At 47.3% G+C, this 19,735-nt stretch carries 12 protein-coding genes; 4 read left to right on the top strand and 8 right to left on the bottom strand.

Annotated features, from left to right (window positions below; translation table 11 throughout):
* Window positions 1-10 precede the first annotated feature (10 nt).
* The 3 genes from BC343_RS19630 to BC343_RS19620 all read left to right on the top strand — a co-directional run bounded on the left by BC343_RS19630 (window position 11) and on the right by BC343_RS19620 (window position 4,948).
* A complete protein-coding gene (locus BC343_RS19630; protein ID WP_078349495.1) occupies window positions 11-1,222 on the top strand; it encodes a DUF4374 domain-containing protein in 1,212 nt (403 codons plus the stop codon).
* Window positions 1,223-1,281: 59 nt separating this feature from the next.
* Window positions 1,282-2,445 carry a PepSY-associated TM helix domain-containing protein gene (locus BC343_RS19625; protein WP_078349494.1) on the top strand — a complete coding sequence of 388 codons (1,164 nt, stop codon included), beginning with the start codon at window positions 1,282-1,284 and terminating at the stop codon, window positions 2,443-2,445.
* Between the two features lie 61 nt (window positions 2,446-2,506).
* The gene (locus BC343_RS19620; protein WP_078349493.1) at window positions 2,507-4,948 is read left to right on the top strand and encodes an outer membrane beta-barrel protein; all 2,442 of its coding nucleotides are present in this window, start codon (window positions 2,507-2,509) and stop codon (window positions 4,946-4,948) included.
* A 113-nt stretch (window positions 4,949-5,061) separates the two neighbouring features.
* Here BC343_RS19620 and BC343_RS19615 read toward each other — a convergent pair whose 3' ends face one another.
* The 7 genes from BC343_RS19615 to BC343_RS19585 form a co-directional block, all read right to left on the bottom strand.
* Window positions 5,062-5,952 carry an AraC family transcriptional regulator gene (locus BC343_RS19615; protein WP_078349492.1) on the bottom strand — a complete coding sequence of 297 codons (891 nt, stop codon included), beginning with the start codon at window positions 5,950-5,952 and terminating at the stop codon, window positions 5,062-5,064.
* Window positions 5,953-5,984: 32 nt separating this feature from the next.
* Window positions 5,985-8,999, bottom strand: coding sequence for a glycosyl hydrolase (locus tag BC343_RS19610; RefSeq protein ID WP_078349491.1), 3,015 nt, complete (start codon window positions 8,997-8,999; stop codon window positions 5,985-5,987).
* A gap of 63 nt (window positions 9,000-9,062) precedes the next feature.
* Complete coding sequence (locus BC343_RS19605) at window positions 9,063-10,325, bottom strand: glycosyltransferase WbsX family protein (protein ID WP_202909824.1); 1,263 nt, start codon at window positions 10,323-10,325, stop codon at window positions 9,063-9,065.
* Between the two features lie 15 nt (window positions 10,326-10,340).
* A complete protein-coding gene (gene rhaM, locus BC343_RS19600) occupies window positions 10,341-10,655 on the bottom strand; it encodes an L-rhamnose mutarotase (RefSeq protein ID WP_078349490.1) in 315 nt (104 codons plus the stop codon).
* A 100-nt stretch (window positions 10,656-10,755) separates the two neighbouring features.
* Complete coding sequence (locus BC343_RS19595) at window positions 10,756-12,555, bottom strand: RagB/SusD family nutrient uptake outer membrane protein (RefSeq protein WP_078349489.1); 1,800 nt, start codon at window positions 12,553-12,555, stop codon at window positions 10,756-10,758.
* A gap of 11 nt (window positions 12,556-12,566) precedes the next feature.
* Window positions 12,567-15,869 carry a TonB-dependent receptor gene (locus tag BC343_RS19590; RefSeq protein ID WP_162276900.1) on the bottom strand — a complete coding sequence of 1,101 codons (3,303 nt, stop codon included), beginning with the start codon at window positions 15,867-15,869 and terminating at the stop codon, window positions 12,567-12,569.
* Between the two features lie 209 nt (window positions 15,870-16,078).
* On the bottom strand, window positions 16,079-17,236 hold the full coding sequence (locus tag BC343_RS19585) for a FecR family protein (RefSeq protein WP_162276899.1): 1,158 nt from the start codon (window positions 17,234-17,236) through the stop codon (window positions 16,079-16,081).
* Window positions 17,237-17,544: 308 nt separating this feature from the next.
* On the opposite strand from BC343_RS19585, the gene BC343_RS19580 reads away from it, so the two are divergent.
* The gene (locus BC343_RS19580; protein ID WP_078349486.1) at window positions 17,545-18,135 is read left to right on the top strand and encodes an RNA polymerase sigma factor; all 591 of its coding nucleotides are present in this window, start codon (window positions 17,545-17,547) and stop codon (window positions 18,133-18,135) included.
* Between the two features lie 47 nt (window positions 18,136-18,182).
* Here BC343_RS19580 and BC343_RS19575 read toward each other — a convergent pair whose 3' ends face one another.
* Window positions 18,183-19,610: an arabinose isomerase gene (locus BC343_RS19575; protein WP_078349485.1), complete on the bottom strand. Its 1,428-nt coding sequence runs from the start codon at window positions 19,608-19,610 to the stop codon at window positions 18,183-18,185.
* Between the last annotated feature and the right edge of the window lie 125 nt (window positions 19,611-19,735).

Genomic DNA, 19,735 nt, shown 5'->3' with positions numbered 1-19,735 from the left:
AATTAAAACAATGAACAGATCATTAAAATCAACAGTAAAAATATTCCTGCTGGCTTTGGTCGTAACTGCGATGAACGCCTGTAAGAAATCTGACAACACCACTAACCCGGATACTACCGAAAAAGGCCAGTATTCGGCCTTGGTTGCCGTTGGCAGCTGGCCCAACACAGCTTACTACATTGCCGATGTACCCTCGCTTACCAGCGGTACCCTAAGCATTGCCGGTAATGGTGCCGAGCTAACCGGTAAAGTATATGCGCAGGACGTATTGCAAAAAGATGGCTTTTACTACCACCTTAACTCAGGCGCGGGCCGCTTTGGTAAGTACCATGTGGATAAAGGCGTACTGGTTACCGATAAAGAAATTCCGTTTACGTACCTGAGCTGGAGCACCTACACCTGGGTAGACAGCGAAACATTGGTGATCTTCGGCGATGGTAATGGCGAAGCAAGGTACGCCATTGTTAAAGTGAAAGACATGACCGTTACCACCGGTAAATTGGGCATAAACGCTAACCCTGCGGGCTTTGTGCGTATCGACTTTGGCTTTGCCGAATACAGAGGAGGCAAGATCTTCATTGGCTATGGCTTTGGCTCTGATGATTGGACGAATTATCCGGTAATGCCGATCTACGACAAATCGTACGTTGCTGTAGTTACCTACCCCGCCATGACCGTGGATAAGTCTATCGAAGAGACACGTTCGGCCGGTATGGGCGGTTCACAGGTTTACGCTGCATCATCATTTGTGGATGAAACAGGCGATATCTATTTCATCAGCGACCCGATCAATGTGTACAACACCACAAAACCATCGGCAGTTTATCGTATTAAAAATGGCTCTAACGACCTCGACCCTACCTATTTCTTCAACTTCTCCAGCACCGTATCTAACGGTATGGGCGCGGCTATGTGGTATATAGGCAATGGCAAGGCCATAGTACGCACCCGTGTGGCAGGCAACAATATTGATGCCGACCACTCTTTCTCGTTGATCGATGTAAAAACAGGCACCTTTATTAAAAAACTTGACCTGCCGACTGACAAAGGCGAGCGTATGGTTAACGCGGTGATAGTAGAGGACGGTAAAGCGTATATAGCCGTTAATGCAGCCGATAAAGATTACATCTGGGAATATGACCCGGCTACCGACAAACTAACCAAAGGGCTTGAGTTTATAGGTGGTATCGATTACATCTTACGCATCGAAAAACTTAAATAAAACTTATTTCACAACAGTACTGTCCCGATCAGGGGCAGCACTGTTGTAATAGATGAAGCATGATCAAAAAGATATTAGCCTGGCTGCATTTATGGCTGGGCCTTGTTGCCGGCATTATTGTGGTTATCTTAAGCCTCACCGGCTGTATCCTGGTTTTTGAACCCGAGTTACGCGACCTCACGACTCCCTGGTATAACGCTGCCAAGCCGGAGGGAAAGGCTATGCTGCCCCCCAGTGTGATCTACCGGGCCGCTGCCAAAGCCTTGCCGGGTAAAGAACTACGCTCGGTGTGGTATCATGGCGAGGGCAGAACGGCCCATGTATCGGTAGTGAAAAGTGATAGTACTATTTTTGTTGATCCCTATACCGCTGAAGTATTGAGGATAGCCGAGGATCATGACGGTTTTTTTGAGTTCGTAAAAAACGGGCACTACTACATTTGGTTCCCCGAAAAGATAGGGCATCATATTACCGGCTGGGGTACATTTATTTTTGCCGTACTGCTGATCACCGGTATAGTATTATGGTGGCCCAAACGCTGGAACAAGGCCAATACCGACAAAAGCTTTAAGATAAAATGGAGTGCTAAATTTAAGCGCGTTAATTACGACCTGCATAACGTACTGGGCTTCTATTCGCTCATCGTAGCCGGCCTTTTAGCTTTCACCGGTTTAATGATGAGTTTTGCCTGGTTCCACAACAGTGTTTACTGGATAAACAGCGGCGGCGAAACTAAAGTGCGTAAACGTGAGAAGATCTATTCAGACACCACCAAAACCATGCAGCTGGCCGCTATAAGTAATGTGGACCGCGTATGGCACTTAGGGATGACACAGATAGGCGAACATAATAAAGACCAGATCATTGTCGACTTTCCCAAAAAAGCGTCTGATCCTTTATCCATCTGTATAGATATGTACGATGGCACCTGGCGCTATGTTTATTTTGACCAGCATACATTAAAACAATTACCGGCCTCTGAATTAAGGCTGCGCGATGAAAAATTTGCAGATTGGGTAAACCGGGCCAATTACGGCATACATGTGGGAGCCATTATTGGCATGCCCTCCCGCATCGCCTTCTTCTTAGGTAGTTTGATCTGTGCCAGCCTGCCCATAACCGGCTTTTACATTTGGTGGGGCAAACGCAAAAAAGGCAAAAAGAAAGTTTCCGGCCGGAAGAAAAGCAAGCCTCCTGTTCAAGCAGAATTACAGGCTGGTTAAAAATCACTTTACTTACCTAACATTTTTGAAGCACGCTATATTGGCGCGCCTTAGAAAACATATGCACAAACTAAGCTTAAAAATATGGAGCATGGTGGCATTGCTGCTGCTTCCTTTTACATTATTTGCCCAGCAGGGAAACCCGGCCGGTATGATAACCGGGCGTGTATCGGATTCGTTAAGCCACAAACCGCTCGATTTTATTACCGTTACCGCACTTGCCGAGACAGGCAACCCGCTCGCATCAACTTATACCAATACCGATGGCGTTTACACGTTAACCCTAAAATACAACGGCCCCGTCCGTCTGGTATATTCATTTATTGGCTACGCAAAAACCGAAGTAACCGTGCAGCTTAACGCCAACCAGCAAACCTTACAGGTAAAAGAAATTCACCTTGCACCTAATTTGAAAAACTTGGATGAGGTAAAAATAATGGCCGCGCGCAAATTGCTTGTGCAAAAACCAGGTATGCTTATTTATAACGCCGGCAACGATGCATCAAACAAAGGCGGCACCGCGGCTGATGTTTTACGCAAAGCGCCTGTACTGAGTGTTGATGCCCGCGGCAATGTAACTATGCGCGGCAGCAGCAACATCAAAATTTTGGTTGATGGTAAATACTCGGGGCAAATGGCACGCAGCCCGGCAGATGCATTGAACATGATGCCGGCAGATGTTATTCAATCGGTAGAGGTAATTACAACGCCATCGGCCAAGTACGATGCCGAGGGCGCTGCGGGTGTTATAAATATCATAACCAAAAAAGGAGGTAAAAAACTAAGTGGCGCACTCGAGGCAGCAGCAAGTAACTGGGAACAGGTTTTAAACCCGCGCCTGGCTGTGGCCAATAAAAAATGGAATATTAATGCCAATGCCCACCTGCATAGGCTGCGCATGAAATCAGAGAGCGATTATCAACGCAACAATATAGATAACGGCACTATCAATTCGGTATTAAACCAGTACATCGTTCGGGATAATGTGGCCCCTCACGGCTCGGCAAGCGTTACGGTAGACTATGCCGCCGATAGCCTTAACCAGTTAAGCTTTGGGGTAACATCGTGGTTTGGCAACTGGCCCGATAACAGCAGGCTAAACAGCCGAGTTACGCAGCCTGATGGTACCATACTCGAGCAATATAACCAAGCGGTATTCAGCCGCGGCAAATACCTTGGTGCCGATTTTAATATTGGCTACATCCATAAATTTAAAAAGCCGGGGCAAGAGCTTAACCTGCTGGCGCAAATATCGCCCTCGCGCGATAACTCCAACTATCAGTCGGGACAAACATCTTTGGCTGATGCCCTGCTGTATAAAGAGCTAAATAATAGCCTCACCAAAAACCGCGAGCTTACGTTTCAGGCAGATTATTTTCAGCCGATAGGCAACAGCAATAAATATACTTTAGAAAGCGGCGCAAAAATAATAAGCCGCAAGGTGAGCAATAATTACGAAGTGTTTGGAAGTACCGATGCCGACCCTAATGTATTGCAACCCATTGCCGGCCGTACAAACCTGTTCAATTACAAGCAGGATGTAGTAGCCGGCTACCTGATCCTTAAATTTAACCTGCCCGGCAACTGGTACGCCGAAACAGGCGCGCGGGTAGAGGGTACTTTTCTGAAGGGAGAGTTTCAATCGGGGAGTGAGCCTTTCTCGCGCAACTTTGCCAACATTGTACCAACGGCAACCATATCAAAAAAAATAAGCGATGCGCAAACGCTAAACCTTAGCTATACCAAACGCCTTACCCGCCCCTACATTTGGGATTTAAACCCCAACGTTAACGCCAGCGACCCTAAAAACATTACCACGGGAAACCCAACGTTACAACCCGAAATTGCGCACCAGGGCGAGCTATCATACAGCATTGCTTTTAACTCGGGGCTTAGCTTTAACCCGGCTGTTTTTTGGAAGCAAACCAATAACTCTATAGAAGATATTACCGTAGTGGGTGCCGATGGTATATCGGTAACCAGCAAGCAAAACCTGGCAGCAAACAGGCAATTCGGGCTAAACTTGTCGGCTACTATACCCCTTACCTCAAAATGGGGGCTTAATACCAATACCAACGTTACACGGTTAGATTTTAAAAGCACCGCATTGCAAATCATCAGCAATGGCTGGGGTGCCGAGTTTAACATTAACACAACTTATAAACTGCCGCATGCCTTATCGTTACAAGCTTTTGGTAGCTATAACACCCGCACCATAACGCTGCAGGGTTACCAAACACGCAATTACTATTATAGCTTTGCTGCCAAAAAAGAAATTACCTCGCAAAAAATTACCCTAACTCTGGCAACTGTAAACCCTTTTACCAAAGCCGTTAAGCAAACAGCGGTAGTAAGAAGCAGCAGTTTTTATTCGAGCAGTTTAAACCGGGAGTATAACCAGGCTATTAAACTTACCGTTGGCTGGGAGTTTGGCAAACTATTTAAACAAACCGAAAGCAAGAAAATTGAAAACGATGATGTTAAAGGGCAGAAAAAGGGATAACGAATGAGAGTATTCAAACTATTGCTCCCTGAAAAAATGACCGCCTGAAATGCAAAAAAGCCCGATGTTAAACTAATTAACATCGGGCTTTTTTATAATTAATACGGCTGCTCTTATTCGCAACTTGCCGATGTATTATACATATCCCTGTACTCGGTGGGGGTCATCCCGGTTTTCTCTTTAAACACCCGCGAAAAATAATAGGCCGATTCGAAGTTGAGGCTGGCAGATATCTCTTTAACCAACAAGGTACCATCGTTAAGCAGTTTTGATGCACGGTTTATTTTCAGCTGCAAAAAGTATTGCCCCGGCGAAAGGCCTGTTTGGCTCTTGAACATTTTACGGAACGAAGAGTAGCTTAAATTAAGGTCCTGAGCAACTTGCTCGGGCGTGTAGGGTTTATCAATATTTGCCCTGAAAATGAACCGGGCCCGCTGTACTATCTCGCTTGCCCTACGTGGGGCAGGTTCTTGTTTAACCGCCGAATGGCACTGCCCTATTAAATGCATTACCGCGCCCGAAACCAGGGGCTGGTAGCCCGCCCGTTCGTGCCGTATGTTATCTATGATGGTATTGAAAAGATCCAGTATCTCGGGTTTAAAACCTACCGAAAAACAAGGCGTTTCCCGGCTCAGGAAGCCGCCCTGTAATAAATTATCTATCATGGTGCCACGGAACCCGACCCAATACTCATCCCAACCGGTAGCGCTATCGGGTTTGTACCTATGGCGTTCTCCCGGGAATAATACGATGGCCGTGCCTGCTTTAACTTCGGTAAGTGGTACCGAGGCGGACTCGAACAGCCCCTGCCCGTTCAAAATGTAAACCACCTGGTATTCCTGCAGTGTGCGCCAATCGTCCCACTTAAAATAATGGTGCGATGGATGGTTCTTTACAGGATATTCCTCTGCCGCCCTTATACGGGCATACCCCGCGTTCAGCACACTAAGCCCCCACTTTTCGTACTCGGTATCAACAGATGGGTATTTAAAATAATTGGTCATAGCCGGATAGCCCTAAATTAGATCACACATCGTTATTTATTGGCAATTAAAGCTTTTGTACGCACAATTGCAACAGGCCCCAACAACCCCGAACTTAACAATTTAGAATTTTCGCGGTAAGGGGTGGCGCTCGCGAAAGAATAACGCTTTGTTGGGCGCGGCTTGCCGTTCAACAACCAATCGGGCCATTGCCCATTTTTAGGTCCGTCATACGGCTGCTTGGCATCGCCTATCATGCGGTTGGGCCAAAGGTTAGCCACTTCAATTTCCAGTTTATTGCCGGTGGGCTTCAGTGCCGATGAAATATCTACCCTCCAGGGGGCCGTCCACACTACGCCCAGGTCTTTGCCATTGAGTTTTACACGGGCAATATTTTTCACCTGCCCAAGGTCCAAATAAACGGTACCATCGGCTGCTTTATCCACGCCATCCAGATCAAACTCTTTACGGTAAACCGCAATGCCCGAGTAATACTTTATGCCTTCGTCTGCCATTGTGGACCAATCGGTAAGGTCTTTAAATTCAGCATTGGCAGGGCCTCCCCATTTAGGGTTAAAAGCCACCTGCCAATCGTGGCTCAAGTCTTTAAGCGTATCTGTGCTTATCTGCAATTTGCCGGGCTTTGCTTTATGCGTATCGTCTTTGGCAAACACAACAAAGCAGCTTTCGTGCGCGTCCAGGTTCATGGGGATGGTAGTAACACCGGCTGTTTGGCTAAAGTATACCACGGGGCTTATCTTACCGTCGGCGGCATTCCAACATTCAGGAGCACCCTTTGCCGACCTGAATTTTGCGTCGAAAGAAATGGGTTTATCCGAAGTATTGGCACAAAAGTATATATCCCAATTAGCATCGGTGCGGTGAGTATAGCGTACGGGGGCATTGGCAGTAAAGTCTTCAACTGCACCCAAATGTTTCAGCAAATCAGCCGTTGCGTTGTAGTGCGGGTAAAGCCCTCCATCCAATTCATTCAGCGCGCCGCCGGTTATAATTTGACCCTCGCCATATTTGCGGTAAACAATATTGGTTGAAGCATTTGTACTGCCCCATATAGTACCCGCCAGCGTTGCCACCTGCTTATCGCAAGCCGGGTAATTTGTTAAACCGGGCGATGCCTGTGGCGCCTGCCCAACTACCATGGCTCCGCTTTTTATTAATGATGCCACTTTAGCTAACAATTCGGGCGTCATGGTTTTTATAGCAGGCAGTACCAGCACTTTATATGAAGCGCCGCTCGGGAATATTATTTCATGCCCTTTCACATATGCCTTCATCAACTGGTTGCCTGTGCAGCCATCAAAACTGAAACCTTTGCGGTCGCCAATGGTATCGCGTGTTAAGGCAGATGGCGGCGGCAGAAATACGTTAGGGGCACCTTCGGGTGTAAGGTAAAGTATATCGGCAACAGTCCGCCCCTGCTGTAGTAAATACTGGCTGCGTGTGAGGTATTGGTGGTAGGGTTTCACCATTGGCCACCAGGTTTGCCCGCTATCCCAATGCACCCCGAACGGCCCCATGGTGGAGCCGGGCTTCAACGAATCGGGCAGGAACTGGTTGGCAAAGGTGTGGAAGAAGAATTTGTTTATACCCGCTGCAAAGGCCCAGTCGCCTTGGTCTTTCATCGATCCGGGGTGTTGTTTCCAACCTTCGGTATCTAAGGCCGTAAACGATTCTGCCTGCACCACGCTGCGCCCGTTAATGTGTGCCATTGATGAAGCTTCGGCCGCGGTAAAACCTGTGTTGAAGCCGTATCCTTTGCTCCAAAATTCGGCCATGGGGATGGTTGCAAAACTGCCCATATCAAGGTCGGAGGTTTGGTTAAGGTCATAAGGTTCTATTGATAGCCCAAGGCCGCGTTGCTGCGCATAGGTTTTAACAAATGCGATGTGGTTTTCAAAAATCAAATCTTGCAGGGTGAGCCTTACATCCCACAAAAAACGCTGGCTTTTTTCGGCATTGCCAATAATGTGCCCGTTAAAAACCGGCAAATATGGCATCGCATCATAGCCCCGTCGTTTTTTAAACTCTGTAATAAAAGCCGGCGTCCAATTTTGCGAACTCGATTCCCAGCTGTCTATATGCAGTGCGGTAAGCCCCGCGTCGGCATTCGGCGTGGTATTTTTATAGTTGCCTATAATTTTCTCTACATAAGCCTTCAGGTGGGCTGCAATAGCTGCCTTCTCCATCTTATTCGATTCGAGGCCCATACCCGGCATTGGCGCAGGCCGCGAAACCGCACCATTGTTACGGCTCACAAAACGCAAAACCTTCCACTTACCGCTTGCAGGCCGCCAGTTTAACTTACCCGATTTATCCATTTTATCGGTAAGTACCACAACATCGGCAGCCTCTGCAGCTTTGCCACCGTCTTTTATAATTTCCAGCGGAATATTTGGCTTAACCGTGTCAGTTGAAGAGAACGGGCCACGATAATACAATGCTTTTTCTTTATAATCTTTAAGCAAAGGCACACCAGCATTCAGGGGCATAGCTATTACAGCTACATCTCGGTAGTATTTTGCTCTTTGGCGTTTTATATCTTCGGTAAGCCCCTCTTCACCAAAATAGGGTTTGGGTGCATCGGGCACGGGCAGCACAACAGGCTTGCTTCCATCGCTTGAAACAACGGTTTCGCTGGCCACCAGCATCTGCATCGAATCTTCGGGCTTAACCCATGGGCCACCGCTACCCTGCCAGCCGGGACCAATACCTAATGTAACGCTGATACCTAATTTTTTGGCTTCGCTAAAAGCATATGACATTATAGATAGCCACTGCGGCGTTAAAAGTTCGATCTTGCCCTGCGGTACACCCACGTTAACCTCCAGGAACAACACACTGCCAATACCGGCCTTCTTCATGGCATCAAGGTCTTTCTTTACGCTCTCGCGGGATATATTGCCATCCATAAAATACCAGTAAACGCCCGGTTTATACCGGTTACCGGGGTCGGCAAAGTTTGCCCGAATGGTTTTTATCTGCGCTTGTGTTGTTAGGGCACAAAACACCAGCAGCAGGCATAACGAAAGATCGAATTTGAAACGCATAAAAAGGAATAGCTATCTAATTATCAATATTTTTTAACAGGCATATTTGCCAACAAACGTTTTTTATTTAGGATCGAGAAATACTTTTTTTACCGCTTCCAGGTAACCATAACCATATTTCTTCTCCGGCTCCAGCATGCTGCCTTCGGCCCATTCGTTCCAGGCGTTTACGGTAATTATTGTAGGTTGATTAGGGTGGCTATCCAAATAGTCTTTAGACTGTTTAAGATACGCTTCAAAATCTGTTGGGTTAACATTCTTCACAAAGCTTTGCGTAGTGGTCGGGAAACGAGGGTTATTATCCCAGCCGATAGATACATGCGGGAAATAAGGTATGGTAAATGCCTTATCCCACACGCTCCATTGCGAGATGGCCTTTTTACCCCAATCTTTATACTCCCCTGCCGGCGCTGTAAAATGCACCCACTGGTAATTGGTCATGCTTTTAAAGCCAAAATACTCCACGGTGCTATTTTGTGTTTGCGATTTATCGCCGGGTACATCGTTCAGCGTCGACGGGATGTTCCCCCATAGTATAGCCTGCAGATGCAAGCCCGGGAAGCCCGCCTTAACAACCTCGGCCCTGAAATAATCCAACGCTTCTTTAGCCTCTTTAGCACTGCCGAAACCATTGATGAAGGTAGAAAGCTCGTAGATAGAAAAAACAGGCTCGCCGTTTATTTTATAATAGTTCTTCTTTTTAAAATAATCGTTGATAACGTGCTTCACCATGTTTTCGAAGGTTTTACGGTCGACCCCGCCCTTCCAGTAAATTTTGCTTTTGTCGGGGTTAGCCGGATCGAGGTACGAGTTATGATCGTGGTTGGCCCACATCAGGTAGAAACCCATATCGTTAGTGTTCGGGGCCTTCAGGAAACCATCATCCAGCGCTTCTTCTAAAAAGGGCTTATTATCGTACCAGTACCAATCAAAAATAAATACGTTAACGCCGTACTTGGTAGCGGTAGCAATTTTCTTCTGCATCACTTTTGGGTCGGCTTCGTTTTCGTAACCCCAAAGTGGTACCAAAGGTTGCTCGTGCCCGGCAAACTTGGGTTTGGCTTTGTAGATGGCCTCCCACTCGCCTTTACCATCGGGGAAAACGCCGATATCTTTAAAGCGCGGCTCGGGGTGGTAGCCTGGCCAGTAAAAGGCGGCAACATCGTATTTCTGCTTGGTTTGCTTTTTCTGCTGTGCGCAAGCATTAAGGGTTAGCAATATCAGCATACAGAAACACAAGGCGAGCGTACTGCCTTTGGCGAAACGGGTGGTTGATCTGTAGAGATTAGTATTCATCATGGTATTTTGTATTAAGCGTAAATTCATATTCAGATGCAGGGTTTAGGGTAAATAGAAAACTTCCTTCAGGGGCAAACTGCGCGGCGAGCCATCATCATTCGTCTGCATAATGTCGCCCATATAGGCCCACCATTGCTGCATTATTTCTTTAGTCGGCAGCGCTTCTAATGCTTTTTCATCAGTTAGCTTAAGCACACCGAAAAGGCTGTTGGTTTCGCTATCCAAAAAGATGGAATAATCGCTGATGCCGGCCGTTTTTAATTCTGCCACCAATTGCGGCCATATTTCGTTGTGGCGTTTCTCGTATTCGGCTTCGCAGCCGGGCAGCAAAGCCATTTTAAAAGCTATCCTTTTCATCAGCGTATTTTTATTTTTCTATCAATTTGTGCTTGCCATAGTAACCCTTTGCCGCCTGCGGTATTTGCAGACTGCAAAGGGTTAGGTAGTAGTTACGGGCCTATTTATACCCCGGGTTTTCTACCAGTTTAGGGTTGTTGGCAGTACGCCCGTTGGTAATAGGCAGATAATAATTCTCCTGCCTGAACTGCGGTATGCGCGACGAGCCGTCTACGTTCTCAATAAACTGTATTTGGAACTTGCCGCTTGCACCATCTAAAATATAGCGTATGCCCGACCAGCGGATAGACAGGTCGGCCACCGCAGTGCGCCACCTGCGTACATCCCAGTAGCGCTGGCCTTCAAATGCCAGTTCAACTTTGCGCTCGTGATGGATCTGCTCGCGGGTTAGCGCGCCTAAAGTTTTTATCCCGGCGCGGGTTCTTACCTGGTTTATAGAAGTAATGGCTTCGGCAGTATTACCCAGTTCGAAAGCGGCTTCGGCATTGTTCAGCAAAATTTCGGCATACCTGAAGATGAGCCAATCTTGCGCTGACGTAGCCCAGGCGCTATTGGCACCGGCCATATTATCGTGGGCCTCGTCGAGGTATTTTAATACGCCTATGCCAGTTCCCTGGTAATCCTGCTCGCCGGTAGCCGGGATGCCATTGTATGCACCATCTGTTTTAATACTTCCATCGGGCAGGCGTATACCGGCATGGAAGTCGAGCTTGGTACCTTTCCAGGCGGTATTTTGGGTATAAAAAGTAGCAAAAAAGCGCGGGTCGCGGTTGCCCCAAAGTTCGTCGGTAGTAACTAATTTAGTAGCCAGGGCAGCACGATCAAGCTTACCCGATGTGCCATCAACCATTTCGAACGATTCGGCAAAATCGAGGTACGATTGCTCATACAAACCACGCGACCATGCCTGTGGCCTCGGGCAATTGAAAAAGTCAACACCCCAGCCGTTACCACCGGCATCACGGTTAACATTATCATGGCGTTTAGCGAATATCACCTCGCTGTTATTTTTCACCAGGAAAATGTTGCGGAAGTTCATTGCTTTATTGGCATCTGCATTGTAAAGCGCGTACTTTCCGCTCTTTATAATAGCTTGCGATGCATCAAACGAAGCCTGGTAGTAACCCTGGGCAGCTGATGAAGGTATCCCTACAACACCGCCCAACTCCACCTTACCAAATTGAGCTATACTTGCTGCATATAAAGCTGCGCGGCTCTTTAGTGCTAAAGCGGCGTATTTTGATGGGCGGCCCAAATTGTCAGTACTTACTACTTCGGGCAGGTCGGCAGAACTCTCACCTGCTTCGGCAATTATAAAATCGTAAACGGCTTGCTCGGTAGCCCTTACAGGATATAGTGTTTCTTCGGGTTCGTTAGCATCCTGCACTTTGGTTATCAGCGGGATACCGCCATAGCGTTTAACCATCGAGAAATAGCAGAAGGCCCTCAGGAAACGAGCCTCGGCTATTTTTGCCTTCACTTCATCTGCCGGAAGCGGCGATGAGGGCAATTTTTCCAGAAACTGGTTGATGTTGCGCACGGTGTTATAACCCCACCAATCCAGCAAACCGCCGCCTATATTTAAGTTACCGTATTTATAGGTAAATGCGTTACTTGGGTTCCAGTCGCGGAATTGCGGGAAGCTCTCGTCAGACACATCGTTGATATCAAAAGCATGCCAGCTGGCGTCGCCGTCAAAGGCGCCATTGGCATTACAATCGTTCCCCAGTACGGGCATATCAAAATATATCTGCGTGAGGTAAGCGTTTATCAGCGCCGGGTCTTTAAACACATCGGCATCGGATATAATATTGAGCGGGCGTTTATCAAGCACTTCTTTGTTGCACGAAAAACTTGCACCGGCACAGATCAAAACAATGAATAATAATATTTTTTTCATGGCCTTATAAGTTATAGGGTTACGTTTAAACCAAATGAAACGGTACGTTGCTGCGGATAGTAGTAGCCCGCCTGGCCCGACGGAGCCTCGGGGTCCACATCGTATTTGCTAAGCGGGTTAATAGTGAACAGGTTGGTACCGGCCACATAAACACGCACATTCCTGATCTTCGCTTGCCTGAGCAACGAGGCAGGCAGGTTATAGCCAATCGCCATGGTTTTTAGCCTCAAGTAGCTTGCTTTCTTAAAATACAGGTCAGAAAATAGGCCATTGGTGGCAGCGCCTGCTATACGCGGCATTACAGCGTCGGCACGGTTGTTTTCTTCCGTCCACATATTCCTGTAAAGCGCTTGCGAATAGTTCAGGCTTCCGCGCAACAGGTTGGTATTGCTGTAGTAGTTAAAGGCACCCTGGAATAAGGCCTGCAAATCGAAGTTTTTATACTTCAGGTTTATGTTGGCACCTGTCATCCAATTGGGTACGGTGCTGGTACCGATCTGTTGCTGATCGCGAAAATCTAATACCCCGTCGCCATTAACGTCGATGTATTTCACGTCGCCGGGCCTTAAAGCAGCGTTGCCGCCGGGATAGGTAAACTTAAGGTCGTTGATTTCCTGCTGGCTGGTAAATATGCCATCGGCGCGGTAACCAAATATCCTGTCGGTCCACTGCCCCGATTGCTGGTACAGGCGCACCTGGTCTCCATCGGTATAAACGGGTTCTTCGTAATGATCCCATTTTGCGCGCGAATAAGATAAGTTTGCCGAAACCTCGAACTTCAGCTCGCCAATGTGGCCGCTGGTACCCAGGCTTAGATCGAAACCGCGGTTGTTTTGGCTGTTAAGATTCTCCTGCGGAAGCGCTGCACCAAATGTGCTGGGTAGCGATAATATTCTTGTGGCCGGTATGCCCGAAAGCGTGCGATAGAATACCTCCGCAGTACCGAATAATTTCCTGTTCCAGAAAGAGAAATCGGTAGCAAGGTTGTAGATGTTTATTTTTTGCCAGGTAAGTTTAGGGTTGGCCAAACCTGTTGATAATATACCCACGTTGGTGCCGCTGCCAAGTAACCAAAAGCCGTTGAACTGGTAACCTGTTAGGTATTGGAAATTACCCACATTATCCAAACCCGAGCTACCAAAGCTGGCGCGTAGTTTCAATTCATCGATAGAACTATACTTCTGCATAAATTTTTCCTGGCCTATCCTCCATGATGCAGCCACGCTTGGGAAATAACCCCAGCGGCTATCTGATGGGAACCTTGCAGAAGCATCCGCACGCAGGCTCGATTCGAGGATGTACTTATCTTTGTACGAATAATTTAAACGGCCTACATAACTGGCGCGCCCGTTCTGCAGTGCCGAACTATTGGCCTGGCTGGTTTGAATAGCACCGGCAAACAACTCTTCAACAGCCGGGGTAAGGAAGTTCTCCCTGCCTGCCATTACGTAAGTTTGGTTATTATCAATAAGCTCGTAAAGGGCAAGGGCGGTTATGTGATGATCTTGCCCCAGCACCTTATCGTAATTCAGCGAGAACTGCCCGGTTATGTTACGCCTTTGGGTAAGCGAGTATATCAATTTTGCCTGGGTACCTAATGAGCCTGCAAGGGTGTACTTGTCGGTATCGTAATCGTAGGTGTAGAAACTGTAGGGCTTGGTAAAGTCTTTTTGCGATATGTACGATTTATCGTAGTTGATGAATGCTTTGGCGCTTAAACCATCTACGGCGCGTATCTTATAATCGGCTATAAAAGTACCTTTGTAGTTTTGGTTGTTATTACGGCTATAACCAAATATCTCCTCATCGCTCGATAGCAGTACGCTGCCCACACCTAAAGCATTAGCGTAAGAGTTTTTTGTAGGATCGGGCAAGGTGGCTGGATAGATCGGCAACGAACTCCATAAGTCGCCCCATACCCCAACGCCTGCACCCTGGCCACGTTGCGTTTGCGATTTAGCCTCGTCTACACTCGATAACAGTAATTGGATGGAAAGGTCGTCGTTTATCTTAGCATCAAGGTTCGATTGCAGGTTGTACCTTTTATAACCACCACCGTTGTTTCTCCAGATAGCATCCTGGTTCATGTAGCCGATAAAGCCGAAGTATTTTATCTTATCGCTACCGCCACGCACCGATAGGTTTTGCTGCGTTTGGCCCGCCCATGGCTTCATGGCTATTTTCTTCCAATCAGTATTTGGGTAGGCTGGGTCGTTACCTGCGTAAAATTTCTGTATCTGCTCGTCGGTATATTGCGCCGGCTTGCCCTGGTTTTTGTAGAAGAGGTTGGTAATTTCGGCGTATTGGCCCGAGTTTACAGGCTCGGTCATGGTGGTGTTGGTTTGCATGGTGTACGACGAATTGAGCGTTACATCGGGCTTACCCTCTTTACCGCGTTTGGTAGTTACCAGCACAACACCGTTACCTGCACGTGCACCATAAATAGAGGCCGCACCATCTTTCAGTATACTGATGCTTTCTATCTGGTTCGGGTCGATATTATTGAAGTCAGATTCCACGCCGTCAACTATCCATATCGCACCGCCAAAACCACGGATGCTGATAGCTGCCTGATCGGCACCGGGCTGCCCGCTGCTTTGCTGCGCAATTAAACCGGGTAAGCGCCCCGCCAATGTGTTTATGGTACTGGCAACGGGTGCCGCGGTTAACTCTTCGGACTTAACAGACGCAACCGAACCGGTTAATGTAGCCTTCTTTTGCGTACCATAACCCACTACCACAACTTCGTTCAGTTTATTATCTGCCGGTTGCAGGTTTACATTTATTTGCGTTTTGCCATCAACAGCAACTTCTTTGCTGGTGTAACCCAAAAAGCTGAAAACCAAGGTAGCATTAGGTTCTACACGCGCAAGGGTATAGCTGCCATTGCTGCCGCTTACGGTGCCCAGCGTGGTGCCCTTTACCGATACCGAAACACCCGGCATAGGCAGGTTCTTTTCGTCGGTTATCACACCGGTTACGGTAATGGCGCTTACAACCGGTGTAGCCACCTCTACTTTTTTAGCGGCAACAAGCAGTATATTTTTGTTGTTTACCACATAGGTAAATGGCTGGCCGGCAAAGGCATCGGTAAGTACTTTACCAAAAGGCACGTTCTTAACGTTTAGGCTTATCGCTTTGGCCTGCTCAATAACTTGCTCCTCGTACAGGAAATGATAACCACTCTGCCGGGTAAGTTCGTCAAGTAAGTTTTCGAACGCCAGGTTTTTAACATTAAGGGTTATTTTTTGCGCAAGGCTCGAAGCCGATACCTGCATGAAAGCAAGCAGACAAAAAACAAATGTTAATTTCATCTTCAGTAATAATTGGGGGACTCCGCCGGGCATAGGCCGGCCGAGAACTTTAATAAATTCTTTATACATTTGAGTGTTAGGTTTATATTAATCGGTTTTGTAAAGAGAATTGATCTGTAGCCTGATACAGCGCTATGCGCTGGCCGATCGGGGAGCGGTCGCAACGCTTCCTGATCTTATTTTATCAGTCTTAGTTCTTAATAATTGGTTTAGTCAGGTTTTACCATTATCCTCCTTCCTTCAACTTTAAACTTTGCTATTCCGATGGTTTCCAGGTAACCAAGTATTTCGTTAATGCTTTGGGTGCGTAATACCGAGCCGCCCAAAAGTTTATCATTCATTTTGCCCTGGTACACCACGTCAACATCATACCAGCGGGCAATTTTTCTCATAGATGCCTGCAGGTTCTCTTTCCTGAAAGAGAAATAGCCATTTTTCCAGGCCACGGCATCTTCTACATTCACGGTTTTTGTTGTGAGACCATGCCCATCTTTAGTAGCTACACCCTGCTGCCCGGGCGTAAGAGTAAGTGTAGTTTGGTTGCCGGTAAGCTTTACAGAGCCTTCCAACAGGGTTGTTTTTGTGGCGGGGTCGTCTTCGTAAGCGGCAATGTTGAAATGGGTTCCCAATACTTTCACACCAACTTTGCCTGCATCTACCGTAAATGGCATTTGCTTATTTTTTGCCACCTCAAAGTATGCCTCGCCGGTAAGCTCAACATGCCTTTCGCTGCCGGTAAAAGCTGTTGGGTATTTTAATGATGAGGCTGAGTTCAGCCAAACCGAAGTACCATCGGGCAGGGTTACCTGGTATTGGCCGCCGCGCGGTGTAATAATAGTGTTGTAGGTAATAGCATTGCTGCCGCCATCGGGCAAAACGGCCTTGCCATATTCCAGCTGCCCATTCTTTAGTTTATTAACGGTTAGCGCACCGGCTTGCGCAATGCGCCCGTTGGCAGCGGCATTCAGGTCTACCCTATCGCCATTGCCTAATATCAGTACGGCTTTGTTAGTTCCGGGGAGTATGGGTGCTGATACCTTTGCAACTTGTTTAACCTTATTATTTAATTTATCCTTTTGCCCGTTTATATAGAAAAAGCCGATACTGCTTACCAACAATATAGATGCGGCAACAGGCAGCCACCAATATCTGCGTGCGGTGCTTTGCGGTGCCACATCGGCCATCCGGCTTTCTATATTTTGGAAGATGCGCTGTTTTATCTCATCCTGATCGGGTATCTCCTCCTCATTATCGAACAGGTTTATATCAAAATCGTCGGCGTATTGGTTCAGCAGTTCTTCCTCCTGCGGCGTGGCCCTGCCCGACAAATGTTTCTTGTAAAGCGCAACGTATTCTTTCCTGGTCATAAATATAATTGTGGGTGCTTTACTGTATAGAGTATCCGCTACCACATAAACTCCCATACTTTTTTACATTTTTTTTATTGATCGCTTCTGATAGAAAAATACGCCCGGGCACCCTACGGTACAGGATGGTGTTTACAAATGCCCGTACTATATTGGCACCATAAACCTATTTTCCGGGGCTATTTAACCGGGCTATACTAATTATTTTAACCAATTGGCAAATGCTTTCCGCTAAGGCAAATGCCACCCTGTAACTATTGTAAACCATGGCGTATCCCCCAAATGTGTATGCCGGTATTTGAGAGCGTATGTGTAAAATATTACTAACCGACGAAGAGTTGTGGCAACAGGTGCAAGCCGATGACCATAGGGCCTTTGGCTTATTGTACGATAGGTATTGGTTACGGCTATATAAAGCCGCGGCGCATTATATAAAAGACCAAGGCCTGTGCGAAGAGGTAGTTCAGGAAGTTTTTGTATGTATTTGGAAGAAGCGCGAAAGCCTTGATATACGCAATTTTGGGCACTACTTAAACTCGTGCACGCGTTACGAGGTTTACAGGCGCGCTAAAGCGGCTAAGCTACTCCTGTTAGAAAGTATTGATAATGATGGTCACGAATATGCCGAATATGGCTCGGTAAATAACCTCGGTTACGAAAAATTAGCGGTAAGCGATAACCAGAGCATTTTAGAAGCCTGCCTGAAGAGTTTACCTAAACGCTGCACAGAGATATTTTACCTGAGCAAGTTTAGGGACCTGAGCAACACCGAAATTGCCGAACAACTGAACATCAGCAAACACACCGTAGAGAACCAGCTATCGGTAGCTGTAAAACACGTTAAAACCAACTTCCACAAAATATCTATACTGCTGGCATTGCTATCGGGCCTGCAGTAAAATGGCAAAGCCTCTTTCGTAACAAACAGAACAGGCTTTGCACCGGCTTAACAAACTTGTATGGTTTCTATCCCCAGCATCGATCCCAGCTTTTTTATCCGCGAGGCTAAATTGCCTTTCCCGATAGCACAATGATGCGCCGGCCCGTGCTGATTCCAGTTCTCTACAAAATTGCGGGCACCTATCGAAAACTTGTAACGGCTGTTTGTGTTGCCAATTTCCAATATAGGCCCCGGCACCGATTCGCCTTCGGCCACTAAAAAGCACAATGAGCCCTTACCTGTTTCCACAACGGATAACAAGGTTACCGGCCCATGCAGCACCGACATCTCTACCGAAAGCCCGTTACCTATTTTGCCGTGGTATACCAACAGCGGCTTCACTTTTATTTTGCCTTCGGCTATGCGCGGATGGCAGGGCCCGTCGTGCCCCATCAGTACCACATCATCCTCATAGTCCATCGCATAATACTCGGTGAAGGAGCCGCCTGCACCAAGGGTATCGATAATTTTCATGGCCTGCACGTTTTTGATCTCGTACTCGCCCGCTACCGGTACATTGTGGCCCGTAAGTAAGGAATTACCGAGAATAACCGAGGACATGGTATTTGCATTGGCCGGGTTGCCTGCTCCGCGGTGGTAATAGGCTAACGACCCCAATTGATATTTAGCTACCATTACATCTAACGCTACGGCCGTTTTCGCCGCGCGCTCCAGTTCTTCTGCCGAACAATCGGGCTGCACATCAAACCTGTTGTTTATCTCTTCGAGCTTTTCGGCGATCTGCCCATCCGTTACGGCTTCCCTTATGCCCGATAATTCGTCAACCTCTACAATTTCTATATGCCCGCCAAAAACGGCGCATTGCAGCGTTAGGTCGGTGTAAATATCCAGCATGCCGTTGTAATAGTTACCCATAACCCCCAAGCGGTTGTAGTACATGGTTCGTTTTACCCGGGCGGCATCTATCCACTCCTCTACCTCGGCCCAAACATGCGGATCGTTCTCCAGCATACCCGTAATTTGGTAAAAAGGAATACCGCTGCGTTTAAAAACGTTGGCTATCTCGGGCACGGGGCAGGCAGAGCAATGCGCAAGCCACTCGCCCGTCATGGTTGTGCGGTCGTTCAAATTATTGAAGGATGCATAATCGATGCTTTTCAGCGGCGTAAGGTTGAGTATAACCACAGGCACTTTAGCTTTGCGCACAGCAGGCAGCACCGTTGATGATAAAGCATAGGTAGTTACGTACAGAAAAATAAGGTCTACATCTTCTACCTTAAAGCGGTCGCCGGCTTCAAAGGCAGCGGCGGGAGTATCTACCAAACCGAGGTTTACGATCTCGGCCGAGAATTGCTGCATTTTACCGGCAACCTGGCCTACATAGCCTTTTAAGCGTTCCTCAAGCCCGGGGAATTGTTCCCAATAAGCCTGCAGCCCGATGCCGAACAATCCGATTTTTACATTCTGTTGCATATAGGTTCTGTTTTGGTTAGATGACGAGCATCATCTATCCAAAATTAAAACTAATGCTACAAAGTGGTTTGTCGCTTTTGACCGCAATAGCGCATAATTTGATTATTATGCCTGGTCAGGCAGCT

This window comes from Mucilaginibacter pedocola (assembly GCF_002013915.1).
Classification (GTDB): domain Bacteria; phylum Bacteroidota; class Bacteroidia; order Sphingobacteriales; family Sphingobacteriaceae; genus Mucilaginibacter; species Mucilaginibacter pedocola.
This window is presented reverse-complemented; position numbering and strand designations above follow the sequence as displayed.